The organism is Sphingomonas sp. DMC8 (genome assembly GCF_056314185.1).
This window is the reverse complement of sequence record NZ_JBQUYV010000001.1, coordinates 481,779-506,380: the sequence shown is the minus strand read 5'-3', so window position 1 is coordinate 506,380 and position 24,602 is coordinate 481,779. Positions and strand designations below refer to the sequence as shown.

The window sequence follows — 24,602 nt, the reverse complement described above, 5'->3', positions numbered from 1 at the left end:
GGCCCGATGATCGCGACTTGGCCTAAACTTCCTAAACTTCGCATCGCCCCGCCGGCCTTTTGCCAGCCCCGACAAAATGCGTCCGGGCCTAAACTTCCTAAACTTCGCCCGGCGGTCACCACCCCGGCGCGGCGCATTTCCTCCCGGTCCTGCCATCCGCCGCAGCTTCCGCAGGCCCCGGCCAATCAAACCGCCGTCGGCCGGCTCAGCACATACCAGGCACAGCCCAGCATCGCCGCCGCCACGCCGACCGCCAGCCACGGCCCCGGCCGCGCGCCCCAGGCGAACAGGCCGTAGCCGAGCGCCATGCCGGCACAGGCCAGCACCTTCCCCTTCAGCGGGATGGCGCCCTGTTCGCGCCATGCCACCAGCGTCGGGCCGAAGCGCGGATGGCCGAGCAGCCATGCCTCCAGCCGCGGCGAGGATCGGGCGAAGCAGCCGGCGGCGAGGATCAGGAAGATCGTCGTCGGCATCAGCGGCAGCAGCGCGCCGATAAAGCCGAGCGCCACGAACACGAATCCCAGCGCCAGCCACACAGGCCGGGCCAGCCCGCCGGGTGCTGCGGGATCGGGTTGCGGATCGTCCATGGCGATGGTGCTGCCCCGCCGCACGGATTCGGGCAAGCGGGAAAGCCGCTTAACCCTTCGCCAACCGCCGCCGGTGCATGAAAAGGCCATGCGCGCACTTCTGCCCCTGTTGCTCCTGGCCACCCCCGCCCTGGCCGCCGACGAACCGGCGCATACCGGCGTGGCCGGGCACCGATCGATGCCAGAGCTGTCCGATCTGGCGCTGGCGGCCTGCTCGGCGGGCGGCATCTGGCTCGTGCGCAGCCGGTTGCGGGCGCGCTTCCGCCGCCGACAGGATTGACAGCGGCGCCCCGCTCCCGCAGCCGGAGCGCATGGCCGATATTCTCGACACGCTCGAACAGACGATCCGCGATCGCCGCACCGGCGACCCCGCGGCCAGCTATGTCGCCAAGCTCACGGCGCGCGGCCGCGCCAAGATCGCGCAGAAGCTGGGCGAGGAAGCGACCGAGGCAGTGATCGCCGCGATCCAGGACGACAAGGCCGAGCTGGTGAAGGAATCGGCCGACCTGCTCTTCCACCTGCTGGTGCTGCTGGCGGACACAGGGCTCAGCCTCGACGATGTCCGCGCGGAGCTGGCGCGCCGCGAGGGCGTGTCCGGCATCGCCGAAAAGGCGGCGCGCGGGGCGTGAGACCCGCTCCCCCTCGGTCCTCCCCGGATCGGGGAGAGCGACCACATTTGGCTCTTTCGCTCCCCTCCCTGACAAGGGAGGGGTTGGGGGTGGGTGCGCGCGTCTGCGCGCTCCGAAAAATCTCTCCCGACGGAAAGCGAGTCCCGCCGCCTGGCGGCGGCGGACCCACCCCCGGCCCCTCCCTGCAATGCAGGGAGGGGAGCAAGAGAGCGCGATGCGATGCCCTCCCCGTCCCGGGGAGGATATAAACCACGGAGCCCATCATGCCGATCGACCCCACGCTTCCCTATGACGACCAGAACGTCTTCGCGAAGATCCTGCGCGGCGAGATTCCGTCGAAGAAAGTGTATGAGGACGATTTCGCCTTCGCCTTTCACGACATCAATCCGCAGGCGCCGCACCACATTTTGGTGATCCCCAAGGGGCCGTATGTGAGCTGGGACGATTTCTCGGCCAACGCCAGCGACGTGGAAATCGCCGGTTTCGTCCGCGCGGTCGGCGCGGTGGCGCGGGCGGCGGGGTTCGTCGAGCCGGGCTATCGCCTGCTCGCCAATATCGGGCAGGACGGGCATCAGGAGGTGCCGCACCTCCATGTCCATATCTTCGCCGGCAAGCCGCTGGGGCCGATGCTGGCCCGCTGAGCCGGGGGAAAACTGCGTAATATTGTTTCGCGAACCACGCCGTAAGGGATTGCGCCCGCCGCTTTTGCGATTAGGCTCGCGCCTTTCGATCCAAAGGGGGCGGCGCAACGCTCGCCGCGAAGGGGACCATGCAATGATATTCGGGCGCGTAAAGCCTCTCGATGCAATCCTGGCCACAGCCGAAAAGAAATCGCTCCATCGTTCGCTCGGTGCCTTCCAGCTCACCATGCTGGGCGTCGGCGCCGTGATCGGTACCGGTATCTTCGTGCTCACCGCCGAAGCCGCGCAAAAGGCCGGCCCCGGCATGATGCTGTCGTTCGTCATCGCCGGCTTCGTCTGTGCGGTGGCGGCGCTCTGCTATGCCGAAATGGCGGCGATGGTGCCGGTGTCGGGCTCAGCCTATACCTATAGCTATGCGGTAATGGGCGAACTGGTCGCCTGGATGGTCGGCTGGGCGCTGATCCTCGAATATGCCATCGCGGCCGGCGCCGTGTCTGTCGGCTGGTCGGGCTATTTCATCGGCTGGCTCAACTCCAGCTTCCATATCACCATCCCGCTGTCGCTGGTGCGTGGTCCGTTCGACGGCGGCATGATCAACCTGCCGGCGATGCTGATCGCGGCGGTGGTGACGGCGCTGCTGATCAAGGGCACCAAGGAAAGCGCGACCGTCAACGCCGTGCTGGTGGGCGTGAAGGTGATCGCGCTGGCGATGTTCGTCTTGCTGACCATCCCGGTCATCAAGACCGGCCAGTTCACGCCGTTCGCCCCGCTCGGCTTTGCCGGCATTTCGGGCGCGGCTGCGTCGATCTTCTTCGCCTATGTCGGCTTCGATGCGGTGTCGACCGCTGCGGAAGAGACCAAGAACCCGCAGCGCAACATGCCGATCGGCCTGATCGGCAGCCTGGGCGTTTGCACCCTGTTCTACCTGCTCGTCGCCGCCGGGGTGATCGGCACGGTGGGCGCGCAGCCGGTTTCCGGCCCCTCGGGGGTCCCGCTCTCGCCGGGCACGCCGGCCCTGTCGCAGGCATGTCAGGCAATCCACGAAGCAGCCGTTGTCTGCTCGAAGGAAGCGCTGGCCTGGACGCTGAAGCAGGTGGGCTATCCGTTCATCGGCTGGCTGGTCGGTGCTGCGGCAATCATCGCGCTGCCGTCGGTCATCCTGATGATGATGTTCGGCCAGACCCGCATCTTCTTCGTGATGAGCCGCGACGGCCTGCTGCCCGAATTCTTCTCGCGCGTGCATCCGAAGTTCCATACGCCGCACGTCATCACGCTGCTGACCGGCATCTTCGTGACGCTGTTCGCTGCCTTCTTCCCCGTCGGTCTGCTGGCAGACGTGTCGAACTCCGGCACGCTGTTCGCCTTCGCCGCTGTGTCGATCGCGGTGCTGGTGCTGCGCCGCACCGATCCGCACCGCAAGCGGCCGTTCCGCACGCCGGCGATCATGGTGACCGCGCCGATCGCGATCATCGGCTGCCTCTATCTGTTCATCAGCCTGTCGCGCGCGACGATCCTTCTGTTCGTCGGCTGGGCGATCATCGGCCTCATCGTCTACTTCGCCTATAGCCGCTCGCGCAGCCATGTCGGCCGCGGGCTCGACGAAGTGCACGAACCGGAAGCCTATGAAGATCTGCAACCGCCGGTGCCGGGCACGCACTGACGGTTCCGACCGACAACGAAAAAGGGCCGGAGGAGCGATCCTCCGGCCCTTTTTCGTGACCGCCAGCGCCATTCGGACGGCGCTTGCAAAGTAGGACTTTGGCTGCTGCACTGTCGCCGGCCGGCACATGCCGTGCACCGCTCTTTGACAGGTCAGCCCCGAAATCGACCGCCCGGCGAAGGGATTCAACCCTCGCCGAGCCTAAACTTCCTAAACTTAGCCGCCGCAGCGGGCCTCAGCCCACCTTCGCGGCGGCCAGTGCCTTCAGGTCCTTCTCGGCGCGCGCGCCATAATGCTGGATGATCTCCGCCGCGCAGATGGCACCGAGGCGGAGCGAATCCTCCAGCCCCCGACCCTGCGCCTGGCCGTGCAGGAAGCCCGCCGCGAACATGTCGCCCGCACCGGTGGTGTCGACCAGCGCCTCGATCGGTTCGGCGGAAACCTCCACCCGCTCGTCGCCCTGCAGGGCAATCGCGCCCTTTTCGCTGCGGGTGACGACGAGTAGCGGCACCTTGCCATGGATGTGCTGCACCGCCGCCTCGAACTCTTCATGCTGACACAGCGCCAGCAGTTCGTTCTCGTTGGCGAACAGGATGTCGATCAGCCCGTCTTCGATCAGCTTGCGGAAATCGTCGCCGTGGCGCGAGATGCAGAACACGTCGGAAAGCGTGAAGGCCACCTTGCGCCCGGCATTCCGCGCAATTTCGATCGCCTTGCGCATCGCGGCGCGCGGCTCTTCGGGATCCCACAGATAGCCTTCGAGATAGAGGATCGCGCCGTTCGCAATCAGTTGCTCGTCCAGCGCACTGGCGGGCAGGAACTGCGAGGCACCGAGGAACGTGTTCATCGTCCGCTGCCCGTCCGGCGTCACGAAGATCAGGCAGCGCGCCGTGGTCGGCTGGCCGGCCCGCACCGCCGTGTCGAAATGCACGCCCGCCGCGCGGATGTCGTGCGCGAACACGGTGCCGAGCTGGTCGTCGGCAACCTGGCCGATAAAGGCAGCCTTGCCGCCCAGCGCGGCGATACCGGCCACCGTGTTCGCCGCCGAGCCGCCCGAAACCTCACGCCCCGGGCCCATCTTGGCATAAAGGGCGTCCGCCTCTTCGGGGGAGAACATCAGCTGCATCGATCCCTTGGGGACGCCGATCTCGGCAATGAAGGCATCGTCGGCCTGGGAAAGAATGTCGACGATGGCATTGCCAATCGCGACCACGTCATAGGCGGGGCTGGTCAAGTTTCTGGGCTCCAATTGAAGTTGGCGAAGCCCTAAAGAGGGGCCGCCCCAAGTGCAACCAAGGGAAAGAACTTGAACGCTCGAACGACGATCCGCCTGCTGCCCCTTTGCGTCGCGCCGCTGGCACTGGCCGGTTGCGGTCCGGCGGTGCCGGCACCGCGCAGCGCCGGCTATGTTCCCGTGCCGTCCCCGGTCGTGGCGCCGACGCAACCGGGGAATCTTGCGGCAGTGCGGGGGCAGGATGCCGCGCATCTGATCGCGCGGTTCGGCGAGCCGCGTCTTGATGTGACCGAAGGCACCGGCCGCAAGCTGCAATTCACCGGGCCGATCTGCGTGCTCGACGCCTATCTCTACCCGCCGCAGGGCGGCAGGAGCCAGCCGGTCGTCACCTGGGTCGATGCCCGCCAGCGCGACGGCAGCCCGATCGACCAGGCGAGCTGCGTCGCGGCGCTAACCAAGCGGCGCTGAGGCGGTCCATTCGGCGGCGACTTCAGCGTCGATCTCCACCGGTGCCCGCGCCGCCCGCTGGACTTCCCAATCGGCGGGATCGAGCCGCGACAATGCCCACACCGCCGCGCCGCGCACCACCGGCGCGGGATCGTCGAGCAGTGCGACGACTGGCGCCACCAGCGCCGCGCTGCCGCTGTTTCCCGCAGCCATCAGGCAGTTGCGCACCATCCGGTCGCGGCCGATACGCTTAATCGGCGAGCCCGCGAACACCGCACGAAACGCCGCATCGTCGAGCGCGAGCAGATCGGTAAGGTACGGCACGGTGAGCTCGGCGCGCGGATGGAAGGCCAGGTTCGCCTGCGCGGCGGCGGCGAACTTGTTCCACGGGCACACCGCCAGGCAATCGTCGCAGCCATAGATGCGGTTGCCGATGCCGGCGCGGAATTCACGCGGGATCGGCCCCTTGTTCTCGATCGTCAGGTACGAGATGCAGCGCCGTGCATCGAGCCGATAGGGCGCCGGAAACGCATCGGTCGGGCAAGCCGTCTGGCAGGCATCGCAACTGCCGCAGCCGCCCCGCCCCTGTCCGTCGGGTGCCAGATCGAGCGTGGTGTAGATCGCCCCCAGGAACAGCCAGCTGCCATGCTCGCGGCTGACAAGGTTGGTGTGCTTGCCCTGCCAGCCGAGCCCCGCCGCCTCGGACAGCGGCTTTTCCATCACCGGCGCGGTATCGACGAACACCTTCACATCGACACCCGGTGCCTCCGCCACCAGCCAGCGCGCCAGTTCCTTCAGCCGCCGCTTCATCACGTCGTGATAATCGGCACCCTGCGCATAGACGGAGATGCGCCCGACTTCCCCCACCGCCGCCAGTGCCAGCGGGTCGGTGGCGGGCGCATAGCTCATGCCGAGGGCGATCACCGAGCGCACTTCGGGCCACAGGCCGCGCGGGCTGGCGCGCTGTTCCTCGCGCTCGGCCATCCACAGCATGTCGCCATGCGCACCTTCTGCGATCCAGGCGCGCAGCCGGGCCGCGGCAAGCGGCGTCGCTCCGGCATCGGCGATCCCGCAGGCAGCGAAGCCGATTTCGGCCGCTTTGGCTTTAAGTTGCGTTTCGATGGGCTTGTCTTGTCGCACACGCACCCGCTACCACGTTTGCAGATACAGGGGGGAAGCCAAATTGCGCGATCTGGCCGTCCATGCCACCGGGCTCGTCAAACGCTTCGGCGACCGGCGTGCCGTTGACGGCGTCAGCATCGCCGTGCCCAAGGGGCTTATCTATGGCGTGCTCGGCCCCAATGGTGCCGGCAAGACCACCACGTTGCGGATGCTGCTGGGGATCATCGAGCCCGACGAAGGCAAGCGCACGCTGCTCGACAGCGCCCATCCGCGCGACAGGAGCGACCATGTCGGCTATCTGCCGGAGGAGCGCGGCCTTTACCCCAACATGAAGTGCCGCGAGGCGATTGCCTTTATGGGCGCGCTGCGTGGGTTGCCCTGGGCGACCGGCCGCAAGCGTGCCGGCGAATTGCTCGAAAGCGCCGGTCTCGGCCACGCTGCAGACGAAAAGATCCGCAAGCTCTCCAAAGGCATGGCGCAGCTGGTCCAGCTGCTGGGGTCGGTGGTGCACGAACCCGAATTGCTGGTGCTGGACGAGCCCTTTTCGGGCCTCGACCCCGTCAACCAGGAACGGCTGGAAGGCCTGATCCGCGCCCAGCGCGATCGTGGGGCGACCATCCTCTTTTCCACCCATGTCATGGCCCATGCCGAGCGGCTGTGCGAGCGCATCTCGATCATCGCCGGCGGCAAGGTCCGTTTCGAAGGCACGGTGGACGAGGCCCGCGCCACCCTGTCGCTGCGCGCCCGCTACACCCCGCATCACGATGCCATCGGCGTTGCCGACCTGCTCCCCGCCGATGCGGTGCGCGACGACGCCGGGAGCTGGCGCTTCACTGTGCCCGACGAAGGCGTGGAGGCACTACTCGTCCGCCTGATCGAGGCAGGCTATGGCATATCGGGCCTGTCCATCGACCGCCCGGGCCTGCACGATGCCTTTGTCCGGATCGTCGGTGCGGAAGCGCTGGCCGAAGCCGAAGCCCAGCAGGAGGCGATTGCATGAGCCCGTTCCGCCGCTTCCTGCGCCAGACGCTCACCATCGCCCGCCGCGACCTGACGGCTACGGTGATGACGCCCACCTTCCTGCTGTTCCTGTTCAGTCCGCTCCTGATGATCGGCTTCGGCGTGGTCGGCAACCTCAGCGCCCAGAGCGCGCTGGGCGGCAACGAAGACAAGCAGCGTATCGTCATGATCGCGCCGGCCGCGCAGGAAGCGACGATCCGCGCCGCCGACAAGCAGTTGCGCGCCGTTTTCCCGAGCAGCTTCGACCGCCCCAGCCTGCGGATCGACGCGCCCGCCGCCGATCCTGCCAAACAGGCGCGGACGCTGTTCCACGACAGCAAGGTGGAGATTTCGGCGATCCTCTACGGCCCGCTCGACCACCCGCACATTTTGCGCGCACCCGATAGTCCGGGCGATGGCCGCTATCTCGCCGCGCTGGCCGAACAGACGCTGCGAGCCGAACGCAGCGGCGGCGCGCAACCGCTCAGCAGCCCCAGCGTGGAAGTCGTCACCCGTGGTCAGCCGAGCACCAGCGGCAAGAGCGTATCGGCCTATTTCGCCGCGCTCGGCATTTTCTTCCTGACGCTGATGCTGTCGGGCCAGGCAGTGGGCGCGATGGCGGAGGAGCGTTCGAACAAGGTGATCGAAGTGCTCGCCGCCGCCGTGCCGCTGGAAAGCGTGTTCTTCGGCAAATTACTGGGCGCGTTCGGCTCGGCGCTGCTGTTCGTCTGCTTCTGGGGCACGCTGCTCGTCAATCTGCCCAAGCTGCTGCCGCCGAACGCCGCTGTCTTCCTGTCGGAACTCGGCACGGCCACCGGCCCGGTTTTTGCTGTGCTGTTCGTCGCCTATTTCACCATGGCCTATCTGTTGCAGAGCGCGGTATTTCTGGGGCTCGGCTCGCTTGCGTCGACGCAGCGCGAGATCCAGATGCTGTCGCTGCCGATCACCATCTTCCAGTTCGGCATGCTGGGCCTGGGTTCCTATGCCGGCGGACACGAGGATAGCTGGATCGCGCGGGTCGCAGAAATCTTCCCGTTCAGCTCGCCGCTGGCCATGGCTGCGCGCGCCGCGACCTCGCCAGAGCTTTGGCCACATCTGCTCGCCCTACCCTGGCAGGCGCTTTGGGTAGCCATCATCATCTGGGTGGCAGCCCGCCTGTTCCGGCGCGGCGTGCTCAAGTCCGGCAGCCCGAAGCGAGCGAAAAAGGCTGCGCAGGCCTGACGAGAGTCAGTGCTATTGACACCTGTGTAAGCATGTGGCCTCCTGCCCCCAAATAACGGGAGAGGACTCATGGCGACGCTTGTCTCTGACGCTGCGCCGGAAAATCACGTCGATCCGCTCGACGTCAGCCGGCCCGAGCTTTACCGCGACGATGTCTGGCAGGCGCCGTTCCGCGAATTGCGCGCCCAGCATCCGGTCCATTACACCGGGCATAGCGCATTCGGCCCCTATTGGTCGGTCTCCACCTACAAGCCGATTGTCGAAGTCGAGTCGCTTCCCGATCTGTATTCGAGCGAGGCAGGCGGCATCACCATCGCCGATCTGATGGAAGGCGACATCAAGATGCCGATGTTCATTGCGATGGATCGGCCGAAACATACTGGCCAGCGCCGCACCGTTTCCCCCGCCTTCACACCCAGCGAGATGGTGCGGATGAGCGATGACATCCGCCGGCGCACCGGCGAGATTCTCGATGGCCTGCCCGTGGGGCAGGAATTCGACTGGGTCGACCATGTCTCGATCGAACTGACCACGCAGATGCTGGCGATCCTGTTCGACTTCCCGTGGGAAGAACGGCGCCTGCTCACCTATTGGTCCGACTGGGCGGGTGACATCGAGATCGCCAAGGATCCCGCGCGCAAGGAGCAGCGCCGCGAGATACTGTTCGAGTGCGCCGCCTATTTCGGCAATCTGTGGCAGGGGAAGATCGGCAAGGAACCCACCCCCGATCTGATTTCCATGATGATCCATTCCGATGCGATGGCGCAAATGGATCAGATGGAGTTCCTCGGTAACCTGATCCTGCTGATTGTCGGCGGCAACGACACCACGCGCAATTCGATGAGCGCCTTTGCCTGGGGGCTGGAGCAATTTCCCGACCAGCGCGCGCGGCTGGAGGCTGATCCCGGCCTGATCCCCAATGCGGTGCAGGAAATCATCCGCTGGCAGACGCCGCTCGCCCATATGCGCCGCACGGCGACGCAGGATACGGTGCTGGAGGGGCAGACAATTCGCGAGGGCGACAAGCTGATCCTCTGGTATCTCTCCGCCAACCGGGACGAGAGCATCTTCCCGGATGCCGACAAGATCATCGTTGACCGTGAAAATGCCCGCCGCCACCTTGCCTTTGGCCATGGCATTCATCGCTGCGTCGGCGCCCGACTGGCGGAATTGCAGATCGGGATATTGATGGAAGAAATGGCCCGGCGGCGCCTGCGCGCGAATGTGCTGCGAGAGCCGGAGCGGGTGGCGGCCTGTTTCGTCCACGGCTATCGGAAAATGCCGGTCGAACTCAGCCGCTATTGACGGTGCCTGTAACCTTTTCGGCGCGCAGGGCGAACCTATATCAGGAGGCCTGAGGAGGTTCGCCCATGCTACACCGCCGCCAACTGCTTGCCGCCGGCGTCAGCGCGGCCGCATTGCCGCTATTCGCCTGCGGTACCGCGCCCGCAACGCCGCTGCCGGACTTCCCCTACAAGCTGAGCGACGCCGAATGGCGCAAACGGCTGAGCCCGGCGGCCTATAACGTCCTTCGCCGGGGCGGCACGGAATATCCCTTCACCAGTCCGCTGAACAAGGAACATCGCAAAGGCGTCTTCGTCTGCGCGGGCTGCGATCTGCCGCTATTCACCTCGACAACCAAGTTCGACAGCGGCACCGGCTGGCCTAGCTTCTACGCGCCGCTCAACAATGCAGTAATCACGCGGGCAGACAACAGCCTGGGGATGTCGCGGGTCGAAGTGCTGTGCCGCCGTTGCGGCGGCCATCTGGGCCATGTGTTCGACGATGGCCCGCGACCGACCGGAAAACGCTATTGCATGAACGGCGTGGCGATGGCCTTCCGCCCCGCCTGAGCGCCCGTTAGTTTGCGGCGAGCTGCGGCAGATTGAGCGAAGCTACCTGGACATTGGCCCAATCGCTGGCCGGCGCGCCCGGATAGATGAAGCCGTTCACCGGATAGACCGAGGTGCCGAGGCTGCCGGTCTGGGCGTACCACACGCGGACCTGGCTCCAGTCGCCATTGGGTGAAACATCGACGGCGCGCACGTCACGCTCGACGGCACCGCGACGCGACCAGTTGGCATGGGTCAGCAGCACTTCACGCTCGCTGATCACCTTCGAAACCATCGCAACATGGCCCATCGGCATACGAGCGGTGCGCTGGAACGACATGACGGCGCCCACCTTCGGGGCCTCGCCGCGTTCGTAGCGACCGGCCGCCTGGTCCCACCAGGTCCAGGCATTGCCGCGCAGATCGACACCCGTGGCCTGCCGGGCGAAGGTAACGCACTGCCAGAATGTCCCGCGAGCCTGAGCCGGGGCGACAGTCATCAGAGCGCACGAAGCCACCAGCGCAAAACGCGCTGCAAAACGTGTGAAACTCAATTGGACCCCCCGGTCAGGAAGCGAATCTGTTGAGCGTTGGTAGCCAGATCATAGGACGAAGGTGAAGCCCCGGGGTCCGCCGATCCGACGAACCGTTGGATTGGACCGATGGAGTGCGCTGAACCGTTTCTGAACGGATGAAACCGCCGCCTGAGCCTTCAGAAATCCCCAAACTCAACTCGTCGCATCCGGATATTGCACTGCACCAAATTATACGTTCCAATGCTCGTGGGGATACGGAGGGGGCCGTTAAGGTTCGCGTTAACCATTGCGGCGCATGATCCTTCCCTGGGGACGCAAGAGTGGGTGGGAGATTGGCATGGCTGCACGGAACAGACCGGCCGAAGGCGCAATGACGCTGGCCGAGATGAAAGAATTCGCAGGATTTACCGCGGCGACCCAGCGCTATGTGCGCCGTTCGCTCGACATCGGGCTGGAGCGCGACGACGCACTCACCCGCTGGTCGCGCGACGTGGTCGAGGCCGCCAGCATCCGCGCCCAGGCGCGTATGTATGAGCGGCTGGTGGAAGTGCGCGCACTTCTGCCCAACGATAGCGACCTCGGCACGATCGAGCCGTTCATGGCGCCGCTGGTGACGGTCTCTGCGTTCGATCTGGGCCAGGGCCGGCTGACCAGCTTCTCGGCCTACCGCTTCCTCTATGAGCGACTGGTCGGCGCCGAGGTTCGGCCGTGGTTGCCATCCGCCTTCTGCTCGGCGGCGGCGCTGCCCAATCTGCACCCGGATCTCCGCCGCAAGCTGCTCCAGTCGATCAGCGAAGCCGCAGCGACCGCGTCGGGCTGGTCGAACCGCCAGCCTTCCTTCTTCCCGCAATGGGTGGAAAAGGTCGACGCCCGGGCACTGCCCAACTGATCACCTGCCAGCCTTCGCCGCCGCAGCGGCGAAGGCTCAGCGGCAGCTGCGCCAGCCAAGCAAACCCCGATTTGCCTGATCGAGGTGGAGATGGTCGCGGTGCGCCGAATTGTAATCGGGCGATAGCACCGTGGCGAACAGGCGGCACGCACCGCTTCGCACATCGTGCAGGAAGTCGGCCCGCTCCGCATCCCCCTTCCAGTCGCTCAGCACGCTCACCCGCCGGCCATCGGCGAGTACGAAGGCGGCGACATCGATGGCATCGGCCGTAGCATGTTCGCTCCACTCGCCGGCGCTGCTGCCATAGATGCGGCGGCACGAATAGCTGCCGAGATGCTCGATCCGCTTCACCGCCATGCCGAAATGCCGCTGGGCAGCGGGCTGCACCACATCCCACTCCCACATCGCCAGTCCCGCCGCGACCGGGCAGGACATGGTCACCGCCGGGGTCAGCGTGATCGTGCGTGCACCGCCTGGCCCGAGCCGCACGCCATCTGCATAGGCGCAATAGCTGCCCTCCCGTACGGCCGGCACCGCCGCGAAATTCACGCCCGCTGCTCGCAGCAGCGCGCGGCAGCGCGGCGCATCCTCGGTCAATCCCGCCAGCTTGCGCCCGGTAAAGGCCCCGATCGGCCGCCCCAGATCGAGCGGCGTCCATGGCAAGTCCTGCGGCCGGTCGCGCGTCAGGACAGAGAGGATCAGCGCTGTCACTGCGATCAGCGCGAAGGCGAAGGTAACGGCGAGTGCCTGCCGGATCGCCCTCATGCGCGCCGCACCGTGTCGAACCGTTCGCGCGTAACCGGATAGCCCAGCCCCTCCGGAATGCACAGCCAGTCGATACCGTCCTGCTGCTCCTTCCACGGCGAAATCGTCTGCACCGGATGCGCCCGCGCATGCGCCGCGGCAGCGTCGAAATTGTCGAACAGCGCCAGCCGCTCGAGGTTGCGCCGCGTCGGGTAGATGATCGTCGCCTCCCCGGCATCGGCCATCCGCAGCACCTCGGTCGCGGGTGCCCAGAACAGACGGACATTCTCGCTGCCGTCGACAAGCGGTGCCGCGCCCTGCGGTGCCCGCGCAAGATAGAAGCGGGTGTCGAACACGCGATGCGGCAACCCCCAGGGCAGCCAGCGTGCAAAGGGTACCAGCGCATCCAGCCGCAACCGCGCACCTGTCGCTGCCAGCGCCTCGCCCATCGACTGCCCCGCGTGAAGCCGCGCGCGCATCGCTGCCAGCGCCTCCGCCGTCACGTCCAGGCCCGTCGCCAGTCCCACCTCTTCCAGAGTCTCACGCACGGCGGCGATGCGCGCGGCACGTTCCTCACGATCCCCTTGCTCGAACGATGCCAGCGCATGATCGCCCGCATCCACTCGCCCACCGGGGAATACCAGCGCCCCGCCCGCAAACGTCATCGCCTGCGACCGCTCGACCATCAGGATCTCGGGCTGGCCGCGCGGCACGTCGCGCAGCACGATCACCGTGGCTGCAGGAATGGCTTCGGACGGGACCATGCCCCGCCTTAGCGCGCTCGTCACGAAACCGCGAGCGCGCTCACGTCAGGTATCGCTGATGAGCGGGTCCACCCGGCCGGCCAGCGCACTGCGCCGGCTGATCGTGAGCTGCGCAAGCAGGCCGGGTTCCGACTGAATCTGCCTGGGCGTAAAGCCGGTGAACTGCTTCACTTCGCGGATCAGGTGCGACTGGTCGTAAAAACCGCGGGCCAGCACGTCGTCGATCGTCGCACCTTCCGCGACCAGGGACACTGCGGCACGCAAGGCACGATATTTCCGCGCCAAGCCTTTCGGCCCCGCGCCATATAGCGCCTTGCATTTGCGTTCCAGCTGGCGGACCGACATGCCGGTGGCCGCCGCGAGATTGCCGATTTCAGGTGATTCCGCGCCGCTTAACCAGGTGTCGACGATCCGGATGAAGGCGGCCTCGCGCGCGCAGCGCGTCCGCAGCAACGTCTTGATGATGGCCTCGCCGCAGCGGACGAGTGCGTCGAAATCCGATGCGACGCGCTGCATTTGCGGAACAGCGTCCGCCACCGCCTCGCCAAACAGGGCGTGGAGATCGACGACGCGGTTGGTCATGCCCGAAGCATCCCCACCCACCAGCGCCGCCCAACCCAGCGGCGTCAGGCCCGCACCGAACACCAGCACCGGCCCCTCGGCATAGACATGGAAGGCGGCTGTCGTCGGGCCGATCAGGTGCGCATCCGGTGCCGGCTGCGCAGCACCATCCACGAAACGGTATTCGGCTGCGCCCGGCGTGAGGCGAAAGCGGATTTGCGCGTGATCCGCCCGCTCAACATCATCGAAACGGGCAACATCCGCGTGAAAACGATAAAACAGAGTGACGAATTCAGCGACCGAACTATCGGGAACAGCATAGTCGAGTTTGACATCTTCCATGACCATCCCTTTTTCATCAGATACCATCAAACAGTCATTAGTAGATTCCCATAGGAAAAACCCGAAACGGATATTGTTAATTTACCAGCCACTTTGCGATAGACGCACCCGAACCACCATATCACTGGAGGTTATGAACAGGGTATTCCCATCCTCACCGAAGCAACAATTGGCCGCTACCTTGCCGGTAGAAATCAAACCCAGCCGCCGACCAGCGGGCGAGAGGATATGGATGCCGCCAGGGCCGCTGGCGAACAGGTGCCCGCTTGCCGCCACTTTCATCCCGTCCGGCAAGCCGGGCAGCTTCGCCGCGACGCCACGTCGGAAATCGGCGAAAATCCGCCGCCCGCGCGGCAACCCGTCCGGTCCCAGCGTATAGGCGTGGATATAGGGGGCCTTCTCGTCCGATACGGACACATATAGCGTGCGATTGTCGGGCGACAGGCCGATGCCGTTCGGCCGCGTAAGGCGCGCGTCGATCAAGTGAACGGCGCCGTTCGGGTCCAGCCGATAGACACCGTTGAACTTCAATTCCTTAAGCGGCGATTTGTCGCCTTCGCTCAGACCATAGGGCGGATCGGTGAAATAGATCGCGCCATTCTTCGCCTGCACCAGATCGTTGCAGCTGTTGAACCGCTTGCCCTGAAAACGGCCCGCAAGGATGGTCTTTTCCTTGGTGTCGAGGTCCACTGCAGCAATCGCGCGGGTGCCGCTATCCGCCATCAGCAATTCGCCCTTGCGGCCGAGAATCATGCCGTTCGAGCCCGCCTCGCGCACGCCCGCCGGGACAGGTCCGGCAAGACCCGACGGCTTCAGGAACACGCGCTTGTCGTGCCCGTCCCATCGATAGGCGATGTTCGCCGGCGGATCGGAAAAGAGCAGGTAGCTGCGATCGAACCCGCTGGTCTGCCCCGCCGCGTCGGAAGTAACTGCAGCATCGCGGATCCAGACAGGCCCTTCCGCCCATTGGATGCCGGTGCAGATCACTTCGATCGGCGTATGCGCATCAAGCAGCGCATCGAGCGCCGGATCGAGCCGGGTGATCGAACCCACCGTATCCGCCTTTGCAATGCGGGGCAGCAGCGGCAAGGCGGCAAGACCGCCCAGCACGGCACGACGGGTGGCAGCGAAATTCACGGGCATCTCCCTCAAACAAATGGCCAGAGCAGCAGCGCCATGGCGAAACTCGCAAGTCCCGCAATCGTCGCACCCAGCGTCCAGCTGCGAAAGGTCTGTGCCTCGGTAAGCCCCAGATATTGCTTCACCAGCCAAAATCCGGTGTCGTTGACATGGCTGACCACCGTCGCACCCGCGCCGATCGCCACCGTCACCAGCGCAATCCGGTCGGGGCTCAGCCCCGCAGCGACGATCAGCGGTGCCGCCAACCCCGCGGCGGTTACCATCGACACGGTCGCCGAACCCTGGGCCACGCGGACAAAGGCGGAAAGCAGGAAGGCGAAGACCGGCACCGATACCTGCGCCGCCTGCACCGCCATGGTGATCTGCTTGCCGGCACCCGATTCAATCAGCACTTCCTTATAGGCCGCCCCTGCACCGATGATCAGCACCATCAGCCCCGCCGGCTCCAGCGCCCGCGTGCTGATCGTCGACAGCGTTGCGAAGGACGCGCCCGTCGCGACCCGCAGCCACAGCATCGCCGCAACCACGGCGATCATCAGCGCGACAAAGGGATGCCCCAGAAAGGCCAGCACCGACCGCGCAGGCCCCGGCGCCATTGCCTGCCCTGCAACCGTGCCCGCCAAGATCAGCGCCAGCGGCAGCAGCATGGCCGCCAGTGCAGGCAGAAAGCCGATCGGCGCGGTCTGCGGCGCGCCCTCGTCGAGCATCGGTGGTGCACCGATTGCGCCATAGCCCGGCGCGCCATGGGCCAGCTTCGCGAAGACAGGTCCAGCGAGAATGGCGGAAGGGATACCGCAAATCAGGCCATAGAGCGCCATCCGACCATAATCGGTGTGCAGCAGCTCGGCGACCGCCACCGGTCCCGGATGCGGCGGCAGCAGCGCGTGCATCGTCATCAGCCCGGCGAGCACCGGCAGCGCGAAATAGGTCACGCGCCGCTCTGCCCGCAGCGCCAGCGTGGTGAGCAGCGGCGCAAGGATGATGAAGGCGACGTCGAAGAACAGCGGCACACCGACCAGAATGCCGATCACCGTCAATGCCCAGGGCGCGCGCCGCTCGCCGAACCAGTCGAGCAGTCGTCGCGCGATCGCCTGTACGCCGCCGGACGCCTCGAGCATGCCGCCCAGCACCGCGCCGAGCCCGATCACCACCGCAACAAAGCCTAGCGCCTCTGCCGTGCCCTTGCGGATCGCCGCGATCACCGCCTGCGGGTCGCTGCCGAACACCAGGCCGGTCGCCAGCGCCACCAGCAACAGCGCGACAAATGGCTGAAGCTTCAGGCGCAACACCAGCAGGATAACGGTCGCGATGCTGCCGGCAACGATTGCCAGCGTATGCCAGGGTTCCACCATCAGACGATCTCCACCCCGCTAGCCAGCGCCGCAGCAGGCGCCTTGCCCTCGCCCGCCGCAGTAACGCGAAAGCGCGCCTCGCTGCGCAGATCGGCCGAAGATGCGCCCACCATCAGGCGGATGTCGCCGGGTTCGATCATCCAGCGCCCTTCCCGCCAGAACGCGAATTGTTCGGGCGTGAGCGTGAAGCGAACCGTCCGGCGCTCCCCCGGCTTCAGCGCCACGCGGGCGAAACCGCGCAGTTCCGCCACCGGACGCGAGACGGTGGCAACAGGATCGTTCGCGTAAAGCTGCACCACTTCCTCGGCCCTCACAGCGCCGCGATTGGTGACGGTGACCGAGGCAACGATCCGCGCGCCCGGCGCAACCGTCTCTGCGCTCAGCACCAGCGGATCATAGGCGATGTCGCCATAAGTGAGCCCGTGACCGAACGGAAACAGCGGACCGATACCGACATCGTGATAGCGCGCGCTATCGACCAGCAGGTCCGGATTGGCCGGACGCCCGCTCGGCAGATGCGCATAAGATTGCGGCGACTGGCCGGTAACGCGCGGCATAGCAATCGGCAGGCGCCCAGCAGGCGCAGCCTTGCCCGTCAGAATATCGGCGATAGCGGGGCCGCTCTCGATACCGAGCAGCCAAGTCTGCAGCACCGCCGGAATGCCATCCAGTTCGCGCTCCAGCGCCAGCGGCCGGCCGCCCATCAGGATGGCGACGATCGGCTTCCCTGTCGCTTTCAGCGCCGCGAGCAGCGCGCCCTGCGCGCCAGGGAGGCCGATTTCGGCATAGCTGCGCGCCTCGCCGGTAAAGTCGAAGTCTTCGCCGATCGCCACCAGCACCACGTCTGCGCGTCCCGCCGCCTCGACGGCCGCGGCGATGCCGGCGCTATCGGTGCTGCGTGGCCCCGCGCCGGGCACATACACAGCATCGGGCAAAGCGGCACGCAGCGTCACGGCATCGGCCGCCTGCCCACGGGCCTTCCACGATCCGATGGCAGAGGCTGCATCGTCGGCGAGCGCGCCGACCAGCGCCAGTTTTGCGCCCGGCCTGAGTGGCAACAGCCCGCCGTCGTTGCGCAGCAGCACCACCGAGCGCCGGGCCAGATCGCGCGCCTCGCTGCGACGGAGCGGCGCCTTGTCCCGCACGGGATCACCAAAGCCATAGGGATTGTCGAACAGGCCCAGCCTGGCCTTGGTGGCAAGAATGCGCTCGACTGCCGCATCGATCAGCGGGACCAGACTAGCATCCTGCGTCGCAGCCTCGGCGAGACAGGCGGCATAGCTGCCGCTCGCCATGTCCATGTCGACGCCCGCCTTCAGTGCAAGCACCGCGGCTTCTCGGGCATCGGCGGCGACACCGTGATTGACCAGTTCGCGGATGGCATTCCAGTCGCTGACCACCAGTCCCTGATAGCCCCATTGCGCGCGCAGAAAGCCGCGGACGAGCGCGGCATTTGCCGTCATCGGCACGCTGTCGAGCGCATTGAACGCCGTCATGAAGCTGCCCGCACCCGCGCGCGCGGCGGCATGGAACGGCGGCAGATAGACTTCGTGCAATGCCTGCTCGCTCATGTCAGCGCTGTCGTAATCGCGCCCGCCGATAGCGGCGCCATAGCCGACGAAATGCTTGGCACAGGCCATCATCCGCATGCCGCGCGCAAGGTCCGTCCCTTGCAGACCGGCCACCTGTGCCTCGGCAATGCGGCTGCCGAGATAAGCGTCCTCGCCCGCCCCCTCGACCACCCGTCCCCAGCGCGGATCGCGCGCGATGTCGACCATCGGCGTGAAGGTCCAGTGCAGCCCGGCAGCCCAGGCTTCTTCCGCCGCGATCCGCGCCGCCTGTTCGGCCACCGCCACGTCCCAGCTCGCCGCCAACGCAAGCGGCACCGGCAGGATGGTGCGATAGCCGTGGATCACGTCCATCCCGAACAGCAGCGGAATCTTCAATCGCGATTCCTCCACCGCCACCCGTTGCAGGTCACGCAGCGGCTCGGCGCCGGCGACGTGGAGGAACGAGCCCATTTCACCGCGCCGGACGCGGTCGAGCATCGCCGCATCCAGCTTTGAATTAAGCGACTTTTGCCGGCCGCCGGCAATCTGGTTCATCTGGCCGATCTTTTCGGCCAGCGTCATCTGGCCGATCAGCGCCTTTATCCGCGCCGCATGATCCGCAACCGGACGAACGGCACGCGCGAGCGGAACCCAGCTCGACGCGGCGAGCAACGTGCCCGCCGCCATTACCTCCCGCCGATTCATGCGAGCGGGAGCGCGCGGTGTTCGCGGGCGGAACGATAAATGGCTTCGATCAGCCGCATGTCGCGCAATCCCTCCTCGCCGGAAACGATCGGCTCACGCCCGGTCATCGCACATTCGGCAAGATGATCGAGCTGCCCGACAAACTGGTTCTTGGCCGGCGGCGGCAGCACCACCTGCTGCTGTTTCCCGCCGATCCGCGTCCACATCTGATGGCCCTCATAAGGGGTGGCGGGCTCCATCCCCACCCAACCCTTTGTGCCGGTGACGCGAAAAGCGTTGTGGCCCGAGCTGTAGCTCGACACGCAATTGGCGATTATCCCGCTCGGAAAGCGCAGCTGGAAATCGATGCGGTCCTCGACATTACGAAACCGGGGGTCGCTGCGGTCGGTAACTTCCATCGCGCTCACTTCCACCGGTTCCTGCCCGGCCAGATAGCGCGCGGCGTTGAGGCTATAGATGCCGATATCCATCAGCGACCCGCCCCCCGACATCGGCTTGTCCAGCCGCCACTGGTTGGGCTGGGCATAGAAGCCATGTTCGGCGGTGATCAGTGTCGGTCGCCCCAGCGCGCCGGACTGCACCGTTTCGATCGCCTTCAGGTTATAGGGCTCGAAATGGCAGCGATAGCCGATCATCAGCTTCCTGCCGGCCTGCTTTGCCGCGGCGATCATCGCCTCACATTCGGCGGAGGAGATCGCCATCGGCTTTTCGCACAGCACATGCTTGCCAGCCTTGCTCGCGCGTATCGAGTATTCGGCATGCATGTTGTTGGGCAGCACGACATAGACCAGATCGATGTCGGGATTGTCGCGCATCCGGTCGTAGGTCTGGTAGTTGTACCAGTGCGTCTTGGGGATCCCGTATTCAGCGCCGTACTTCTCCAGCTTGGCGGGCGTTCCGCTGACCAGCGCCTTCAGTTCGGCGAATTCGCAATCCTTGATGCGCGGCATGATCTGGTTGACGGCATAATTGCCCAGACCGACGATGGCATAGCCCAGCTTGCGCTTGCCGGCCGCCCAGGCGGGCCGGCCGATCGCCCCCGCCATTACGCCCGCACCTATTCCGCCCAGCAGTTCGCGCCGCGTCGCCATAGATCGTCTCCCAGCCACTCGGCATGTTCTCCGCCGATAGGTGATAGCGCTATCAGCAAACCATGCGGACGGCTAGGTATCCCGTTCAAACTACGCCGGAAGTTGTACCCGCGCGCGCAGACCGCCACCGATGCGGTTGCGCAGCGTTATCTCGCCGCCATGGGCCCGGGCCACGGCGCGCGCACTGGTCAGGCCCAAACCCATGCCGCCCGTATCGCGATTGCGGGAACCCTCGCTGCGGAAAAAGGGATCGAACACGCGCTCGAGCTGCGCTTCCGCAATCCCTGGCCCTTGATCGCGCACTTCGATCACCACCTGATGCGCCTCGCGCGTCAGCTGCACTTCGGCACCGCCGCCATATTTGACGGCGTTGGAGACGAGATTGTTGAGCAAGCGCTTCAGCGCGACCGGATCGCCGGTGATCACCATGGGATCGCCGGGCTCCAGCGCAACTGCCTCGCCGCGATCGAAAGCCTCGTCGACCACGGTCTCCGCCAGCGAGCGCAAATCGAGCTGGCGGCGCACTGCAGCATCGCCGCGGTCGCGCACATAGGCCATCACGGCAGAAATCATCGCCTGCATGTCGCGTATATCGCCCTCGCACGCGCTGCGAACCTCCGGGGGCGCCGCTTCCAGCCGCAGCCCCAATCGCATCAGCGGCGTGCGCAGATCGTGTGCGACGGCGGCAATCATCATCGCGCGATCCTCGACATAGCGGTTGAGGCGCGCCTGCATCCGGTTGAGCGCACGCGCGGCATCCGCAATCTCGGGGGGACCAGTCAGCTCCAGTGGCGGTGCCCGCGGATCACGGCCCAGTCGATCCGCCGCAGCGGCAAAGGCACCGATCGGCTTCGCGAAACGCTGCGCCAGCGTCCAGGCGAAGGGCGCGACAGCAATCGCCGACAGCAGCAGCCAGAGCAGCACGAACCAGCGCCATGGCTCACCGGTTTCGGCGCTCACCACGATCCATCGCCCGCTCGGCAGGCGCGCCTGCGCGGTGAAATCGCTCATGATCACCACATCGCGCGCGGCAGCGGCACTAAGAAACGGGGGCGTCGGCGGAACGCTCGAGGGATCATAGTGCGGCTGGCGCTGCAATGGCGGCGGCGGGAAGCTGACGATCACATACGAATCAGGTACGCCCAGCACTGCTGCGAGCGCCTTCTGGATACGTTCGGCACGCGGGCTCCAGGGGGCGGGCTTGCCCTGGGCAACGATGTGGACGTCGAAAAGCTCATGGCCAGAATGCGGCTGCTGCATCGCCTGGGCAACTTGGCCGACGGTATAGAGCTTGGCCTTGGGCGCCTGCACCGCGATCAGCGCCGCCAGGTTTAACAGCTGCACGACCGCGACACAGAAGAGCATCAGGAGGAAGATGGTCAGGAACAGCGGCGAGTCCGCCACGCCCGCCTTCCTCACGCGCGCCTCACGCCCGCGCCACACGCGGCACGAACAGATAGCCTTCGTTACGCACGGTGCGGATGATTTCGTCAGCACCCGAACGCAATTTGCGCCGCAACCGGCTTACCTGCACATCGATCGCGCGGTCATAGGCATCCGAGTCGGGCCCACGCGCGGCCGCCAGCAGCGCCTCGCGCGTCAGCACCCGCCGCGGCCGCTCGATGAAAACGCGCAGCACCGCAAATTCGCCATCGGTCAGTCCTACCAGCACGCCATCGGGATCGAACAGCTCGTGGCTGCCCAGATCGATCCGCCAGCCCTCGAAGCTATAGACGTCGCCGGGCGGCGGCGCCGCGATCGCACCGCGCTTGCGCAAAGCGGCACGCACGGTCGCCAGAATTTCGCGAGGGCTGCACGGCTTGGGCAGATAATGGCTGGCGCCGACTTCCAGGCCCAGAATACGGTCCTGCTCCTCGCCCAGCGCGCTCAGCAGGATCACGTCGGGACCATCCTGTCGCGAAATGCGGCGACAGGCAGAAAGCCCGTCCTCGCCGGGCATCATCACGTCCAGAATGACCAGATCGACCGGGGTATTCGCTAGGATCTGGTCCATATCGCGAACGTTCGCAGCAGTCTCCACCTTATACCCACGAGCACCCAGGCTGTTGGCCAGCAGCAACCGGATGTCGTGATCGTCATCGACGACGAGCAACGTCGCCGAATCGTCTGTTACCGGGTGAGCTTCCTGCATCGCTTATTCGCCTTGTTGGTGATTCCCCTTCCCGCGTCGGCGGTATAGGTCATCCCACTCGAGTATCAATCGGCAACCCATTTTTCAGGGTAAGAGTCACCGGCGTGCGCTCGGCGATTTCGCAAGCCGCGCCGCCTGCGCGCCATCGACACCGGCAAACACCAGCACCCGTTCGATCCGCAGCGTTTCGCTCTGGCCGTACAGGAAAAGCCGTACCTCCGCAGTCTCCAGCAGCCAGGCTTTGCGATCGGCATACATGCGAAGCGTGATCGCAGTGCACGCACCCAGGCTGGCGAGCAGCAATTCATAGGGGGCCAGACCGGTATCGCTGCCGCCGCGCGCGACTGGCTCGCCGGCGGTGAGGGCGCGCGTCCCCAGGTCGATCGCGGTGGAATAGCTGTCGCGCCCGACACGGGCGATGGCATGCGTCCCCAGGCTTGCTGCGCCCTGCGATAGGGGAATGCGCGGAAATTGCCAGTCTTGGTCACTCCATGAGGCCACGGAGAGGCACAAAGGCCACAGCTGTAATCTTCTGTAATTTATGGGTTCATTACGGCGACGGCGACATCTCCCCAGCGCTTCTTAATGGGCGACGCTGCTAGGCGGCTGCCGCTCGATCGCTTCGTACCCACAAAGCGGAACGCGAAGCTCGATCGCATAAAAGGGAACACCGATGACGATTACTGCAATTGGCCTCGCCGCTAGCCTTACGCTCACGCAAGGCCCCGCCGGCGATGGCGCAACCCGCCCGATAGCCGATCCGGTCGCTGCAACCGCCAATCAGGCACAAAATGCACCCGCCAGCCCCGCTGCTACTGCAACCCCTGCAGCCCCGGCGAGCCCCCCTGCCACGCCAGCGCCGGTGACGGATGGGGAGTTGGGGACTAGCGTCATTGGTCGCTTTTTCCACTATCAGGCGGCAGAGATGGGCAAGGTTGCATCGCCGATTTCGGACCCCAATGCGCCCGCTGGCCGCCGTGACGGCTGGACGCCGCAGCCGGTCAACGCGCCGCCGATGCCGTTCACCGAATGGCCCTATGGCGGCGCGACCAGCCTGGGCGTCAATCGCCCCAATTCAGTCGACAGCCCGCTGATGGTGGCGATTGCCCATACCGGCCTGGGCGAAGCGATGAGCAAGGCGCATATCCAGGTCTATGGCTGGGTCGATGTCGGCGGCAATATTTCCACGTCGGATCGCCGCCAGGGCAACCAGCCCGCAGCGTACGACTATAACCCCAACGGGGTGCAGCTCGACCAGACCGTGCTCTATGTCGAGCGCACGCCCGATACCGTGCAGACAGACCATTTCGACTGGGGCTTCCGCATTTCGGCGCTGTACGGCAGCAACTATCGCTACACCCTGTCCTACGGCTTGTTCTCCGGCCCCTATCTCAACCGCAATGCGTCCAACGGATTCGACATGCCGATGGTGTATGGCGACCTCTATTTCCCCAAGATCGCAAAGGGTCTGGAACTGCGCGTCGGTCGCTTCATCGCGCTGCCAGACATCGAGGCGCAGCTGGCGCCCAACAATTACATGTACAGCCACTCGCTGACCTACAGCTTCGACAACTACACCAACACTGGCATCCAGGCGACGCTGGCGCTGAGCAAGAATCTGTTCGTCCAGCTTGGCATCACCGGCGGCAGCGACACCGCGATCCTGAACATGGGCAAGCACATCGCGAACCCGTTCCCCAGCCCGCTCTACCCGGGCAAGACGTTCCGCAAGGATCCGGGCGCCCAACCCTCGTTCACCGGCTGCATCCGCTACCAGACCGACAGCGCGCGCGATGCCCTCTATGCCTGTGCCGATGCGATCAACACCGGCACCTGGGGCTATAACAACCTGCAATGGCTGGGTTTCACCTATTACCACAAGTTCACCGACCAGTGGCACGTCTCGTTCGAGACCTATAATCTGTACGAGACCAAGGTTCCCAACAGCAACAACCCGGTCGTTCAGAACGCGGCGGCCAATGGCGGCACGCCGTTCGCCAGCCTGGCCTTCAATGCGCCGAACATGGCACAGTGTCATGACAGCACCGTGCTGACCTGCACGGCCAAGGCATTCGCGATGCTGGCCTACACGAACTATCAGCCGACGCCCCGCGACAATATCTCGCTGCGCACCGAATATTATAATGACGAGGAAGGCCAGCGGACCGGCGTCGCGACGCGCTACTATGACATCGCGATCGGCCTGCAACACTGGTTCAGCCCGCAGATCGAGATGCGGCCGGAAGTCGCCTATTATCGCTCGATCGACGCCAATGCCTTCAACGGCAACGCGGCACTGGGCGTCGCACCTAACAAGAACCACCAGCTGGTACTGTCCGGCGACGTGATCCTTCACTTCTAGTCGATGTCGCCGGGGCCGACCGTTCGGCCCCGGCGCATTTTCC

Annotated in this window: 25 protein-coding genes; 11 read left to right on the top strand and 14 right to left on the bottom strand. The window is 65.6% G+C overall.

What is annotated here, in order from left to right; genetic code table 11:
* Positions 1 to 185: 185 nt before the first annotated feature.
* Positions 186 to 587: a YbaN family protein gene (locus ACT53K_RS02395; protein WP_476226930.1), complete on the bottom strand. Its 402-nt coding sequence runs from the start codon at positions 585 to 587 to the stop codon at positions 186 to 188.
* On the opposite strand from ACT53K_RS02395, the gene ACT53K_RS02390 reads away from it, so the two are divergent.
* The 4 genes from ACT53K_RS02390 (at position 586) to ACT53K_RS02375 (ending at position 3,517) form a co-directional block, all read left to right on the top strand.
* Positions 586 to 867, top strand: a complete 282-nt coding sequence (locus ACT53K_RS02390; RefSeq protein ID WP_476226929.1) for a hypothetical protein — start codon at positions 586 to 588, stop codon at positions 865 to 867. The genes ACT53K_RS02395 and ACT53K_RS02390 overlap by 2 nt on opposite strands.
* A gap of 31 nt (positions 868 to 898) precedes the next feature.
* Complete coding sequence (locus tag ACT53K_RS02385) at positions 899 to 1,216, top strand: phosphoribosyl-ATP diphosphatase (RefSeq protein WP_476226928.1); 318 nt, start codon at positions 899 to 901, stop codon at positions 1,214 to 1,216.
* A gap of 263 nt (positions 1,217 to 1,479) precedes the next feature.
* Positions 1,480 to 1,857 (top strand): HIT domain-containing protein, encoded by a 378-nt coding sequence (locus tag ACT53K_RS02380; protein WP_476226927.1) that lies wholly within the window; start codon positions 1,480 to 1,482, stop codon positions 1,855 to 1,857.
* 133 nt (positions 1,858 to 1,990) lie between these two features.
* The gene (locus tag ACT53K_RS02375; RefSeq protein ID WP_476226926.1) at positions 1,991 to 3,517 is read left to right on the top strand and encodes an amino acid permease; all 1,527 of its coding nucleotides are present in this window, start codon (positions 1,991 to 1,993) and stop codon (positions 3,515 to 3,517) included.
* Positions 3,518 to 3,752: 235 nt separating this feature from the next.
* On the opposite strand, the gene ACT53K_RS02370 is transcribed toward ACT53K_RS02375, so the two are convergent.
* Entirely contained in the window at positions 3,753 to 4,751 is a 999-nt protein-coding gene (locus tag ACT53K_RS02370) for an adenosine kinase (RefSeq protein WP_476226925.1), read from the bottom strand.
* 72 nt (positions 4,752 to 4,823) lie between these two features.
* On the opposite strand from ACT53K_RS02370, the gene ACT53K_RS02365 reads away from it, so the two are divergent.
* Positions 4,824 to 5,219, top strand: coding sequence for a hypothetical protein (locus ACT53K_RS02365; protein WP_476226924.1), 396 nt, complete (start codon positions 4,824 to 4,826; stop codon positions 5,217 to 5,219).
* Here ACT53K_RS02365 and queG read toward each other — a convergent pair.
* Positions 5,202 to 6,338 (bottom strand): tRNA epoxyqueuosine(34) reductase QueG, encoded by a 1,137-nt coding sequence (gene queG, locus ACT53K_RS02360; RefSeq protein ID WP_476226923.1) that lies wholly within the window; start codon positions 6,336 to 6,338, stop codon positions 5,202 to 5,204. The two genes, ACT53K_RS02365 and queG, sit on opposite strands and share 18 nt — an antisense overlap.
* Positions 6,339 to 6,381: 43 nt before the next feature.
* On the opposite strand from queG, the gene ACT53K_RS02355 reads away from it, so the two are divergent.
* The 4 genes from ACT53K_RS02355 (at position 6,382) to msrB (ending at position 10,393) form a co-directional block, all read left to right on the top strand.
* Positions 6,382 to 7,320 (top strand): ABC transporter ATP-binding protein, encoded by a 939-nt coding sequence (locus tag ACT53K_RS02355; protein WP_476226922.1) that lies wholly within the window; start codon positions 6,382 to 6,384, stop codon positions 7,318 to 7,320.
* Positions 7,317 to 8,540: an ABC transporter permease gene (locus tag ACT53K_RS02350; protein WP_476226921.1), complete on the top strand. Its 1,224-nt coding sequence runs from the start codon at positions 7,317 to 7,319 to the stop codon at positions 8,538 to 8,540. The genes ACT53K_RS02355 and ACT53K_RS02350 overlap by 4 nt, the downstream gene beginning before the upstream one ends.
* Before the next feature lie 69 nt (positions 8,541 to 8,609).
* Complete coding sequence (locus ACT53K_RS02345) at positions 8,610 to 9,845, top strand: cytochrome P450 (RefSeq protein ID WP_476226920.1); 1,236 nt, start codon at positions 8,610 to 8,612, stop codon at positions 9,843 to 9,845.
* Positions 9,846 to 9,910: 65 nt separating this feature from the next.
* The gene (gene msrB, locus ACT53K_RS02340; RefSeq protein WP_476226919.1) at positions 9,911 to 10,393 is read left to right on the top strand and encodes a peptide-methionine (R)-S-oxide reductase MsrB; all 483 of its coding nucleotides are present in this window, start codon (positions 9,911 to 9,913) and stop codon (positions 10,391 to 10,393) included.
* A 7-nt stretch (positions 10,394 to 10,400) separates the two neighbouring features.
* Here msrB and ACT53K_RS02335 read toward each other — a convergent pair whose 3' ends face one another.
* Positions 10,401 to 10,871: a CHAP domain-containing protein gene (locus ACT53K_RS02335; protein ID WP_476226918.1), complete on the bottom strand. Its 471-nt coding sequence runs from the start codon at positions 10,869 to 10,871 to the stop codon at positions 10,401 to 10,403.
* 373 nt (positions 10,872 to 11,244) lie between these two features.
* Here ACT53K_RS02335 and ACT53K_RS02330 point away from each other — a divergent pair, with 373 nt between their 5' ends.
* Positions 11,245 to 11,796, top strand: a complete 552-nt coding sequence (locus tag ACT53K_RS02330) for a hypothetical protein (RefSeq protein WP_476226917.1) — start codon at positions 11,245 to 11,247, stop codon at positions 11,794 to 11,796.
* A gap of 36 nt (positions 11,797 to 11,832) precedes the next feature.
* On the opposite strand, the gene ACT53K_RS02325 is transcribed toward ACT53K_RS02330, so the two are convergent.
* The 10 genes from ACT53K_RS02325 to ACT53K_RS02280 all read right to left on the bottom strand — a co-directional run bounded on the left by ACT53K_RS02325 (position 11,833) and on the right by ACT53K_RS02280 (position 22,698).
* Positions 11,833 to 12,561: an extensin-like domain-containing protein gene (locus tag ACT53K_RS02325; protein ID WP_476226916.1), complete on the bottom strand. Its 729-nt coding sequence runs from the start codon at positions 12,559 to 12,561 to the stop codon at positions 11,833 to 11,835.
* Complete coding sequence (locus ACT53K_RS02320; RefSeq protein WP_476226914.1) at positions 12,558 to 13,304, bottom strand: NUDIX hydrolase; 747 nt, start codon at positions 13,302 to 13,304, stop codon at positions 12,558 to 12,560. The genes ACT53K_RS02325 and ACT53K_RS02320 overlap by 4 nt, the downstream gene beginning before the upstream one ends.
* Positions 13,305 to 13,349: 45 nt before the next feature.
* Positions 13,350 to 14,207, bottom strand: coding sequence for a helix-turn-helix transcriptional regulator (locus ACT53K_RS02315; RefSeq protein ID WP_476226913.1), 858 nt, complete (start codon positions 14,205 to 14,207; stop codon positions 13,350 to 13,352).
* An 81-nt stretch (positions 14,208 to 14,288) separates the two neighbouring features.
* Entirely contained in the window at positions 14,289 to 15,344 is a 1,056-nt protein-coding gene (locus ACT53K_RS02310) for an SMP-30/gluconolactonase/LRE family protein (RefSeq protein ID WP_476226912.1), read from the bottom strand.
* Between the two features lie 11 nt (positions 15,345 to 15,355).
* The gene (locus ACT53K_RS02305; RefSeq protein ID WP_476226911.1) at positions 15,356 to 16,699 is read right to left on the bottom strand and encodes a GntT/GntP/DsdX family permease; all 1,344 of its coding nucleotides are present in this window, start codon (positions 16,697 to 16,699) and stop codon (positions 15,356 to 15,358) included.
* Positions 16,699 to 18,954: a glycoside hydrolase family 3 N-terminal domain-containing protein gene (locus ACT53K_RS02300; protein WP_476226910.1), complete on the bottom strand. Its 2,256-nt coding sequence runs from the start codon at positions 18,952 to 18,954 to the stop codon at positions 16,699 to 16,701. Before ACT53K_RS02300 ends, ACT53K_RS02305 begins: the two co-directional genes overlap by 1 nt.
* The gene (locus tag ACT53K_RS02295) at positions 18,951 to 20,045 is read right to left on the bottom strand and encodes a Gfo/Idh/MocA family protein (RefSeq protein ID WP_476226909.1); all 1,095 of its coding nucleotides are present in this window, start codon (positions 20,043 to 20,045) and stop codon (positions 18,951 to 18,953) included. The genes ACT53K_RS02300 and ACT53K_RS02295 overlap by 4 nt, the downstream gene beginning before the upstream one ends.
* 90 nt (positions 20,046 to 20,135) lie before the next feature.
* Positions 20,136 to 21,449: a sensor histidine kinase gene (locus ACT53K_RS02290; RefSeq protein ID WP_476226908.1), complete on the bottom strand. Its 1,314-nt coding sequence runs from the start codon at positions 21,447 to 21,449 to the stop codon at positions 20,136 to 20,138.
* Positions 21,450 to 21,471: 22 nt separating this feature from the next.
* Positions 21,472 to 22,197 carry a response regulator gene (locus ACT53K_RS02285; protein WP_476226907.1) on the bottom strand — a complete coding sequence of 242 codons (726 nt, stop codon included), beginning with the start codon at positions 22,195 to 22,197 and terminating at the stop codon, positions 21,472 to 21,474.
* Positions 22,198 to 22,293: 96 nt separating this feature from the next.
* Complete coding sequence (locus ACT53K_RS02280) at positions 22,294 to 22,698, bottom strand: OsmC family protein (RefSeq protein WP_476226906.1); 405 nt, start codon at positions 22,696 to 22,698, stop codon at positions 22,294 to 22,296.
* Between the two features lie 172 nt (positions 22,699 to 22,870).
* Between ACT53K_RS02280 and ACT53K_RS02275 the strand changes: the two genes are divergently transcribed.
* Complete coding sequence (locus ACT53K_RS02275; protein ID WP_476226905.1) at positions 22,871 to 24,559, top strand: outer membrane beta-barrel protein; 1,689 nt, start codon at positions 22,871 to 22,873, stop codon at positions 24,557 to 24,559.
* The last annotated feature ends 43 nt before the right edge of the window (positions 24,560 to 24,602 follow it).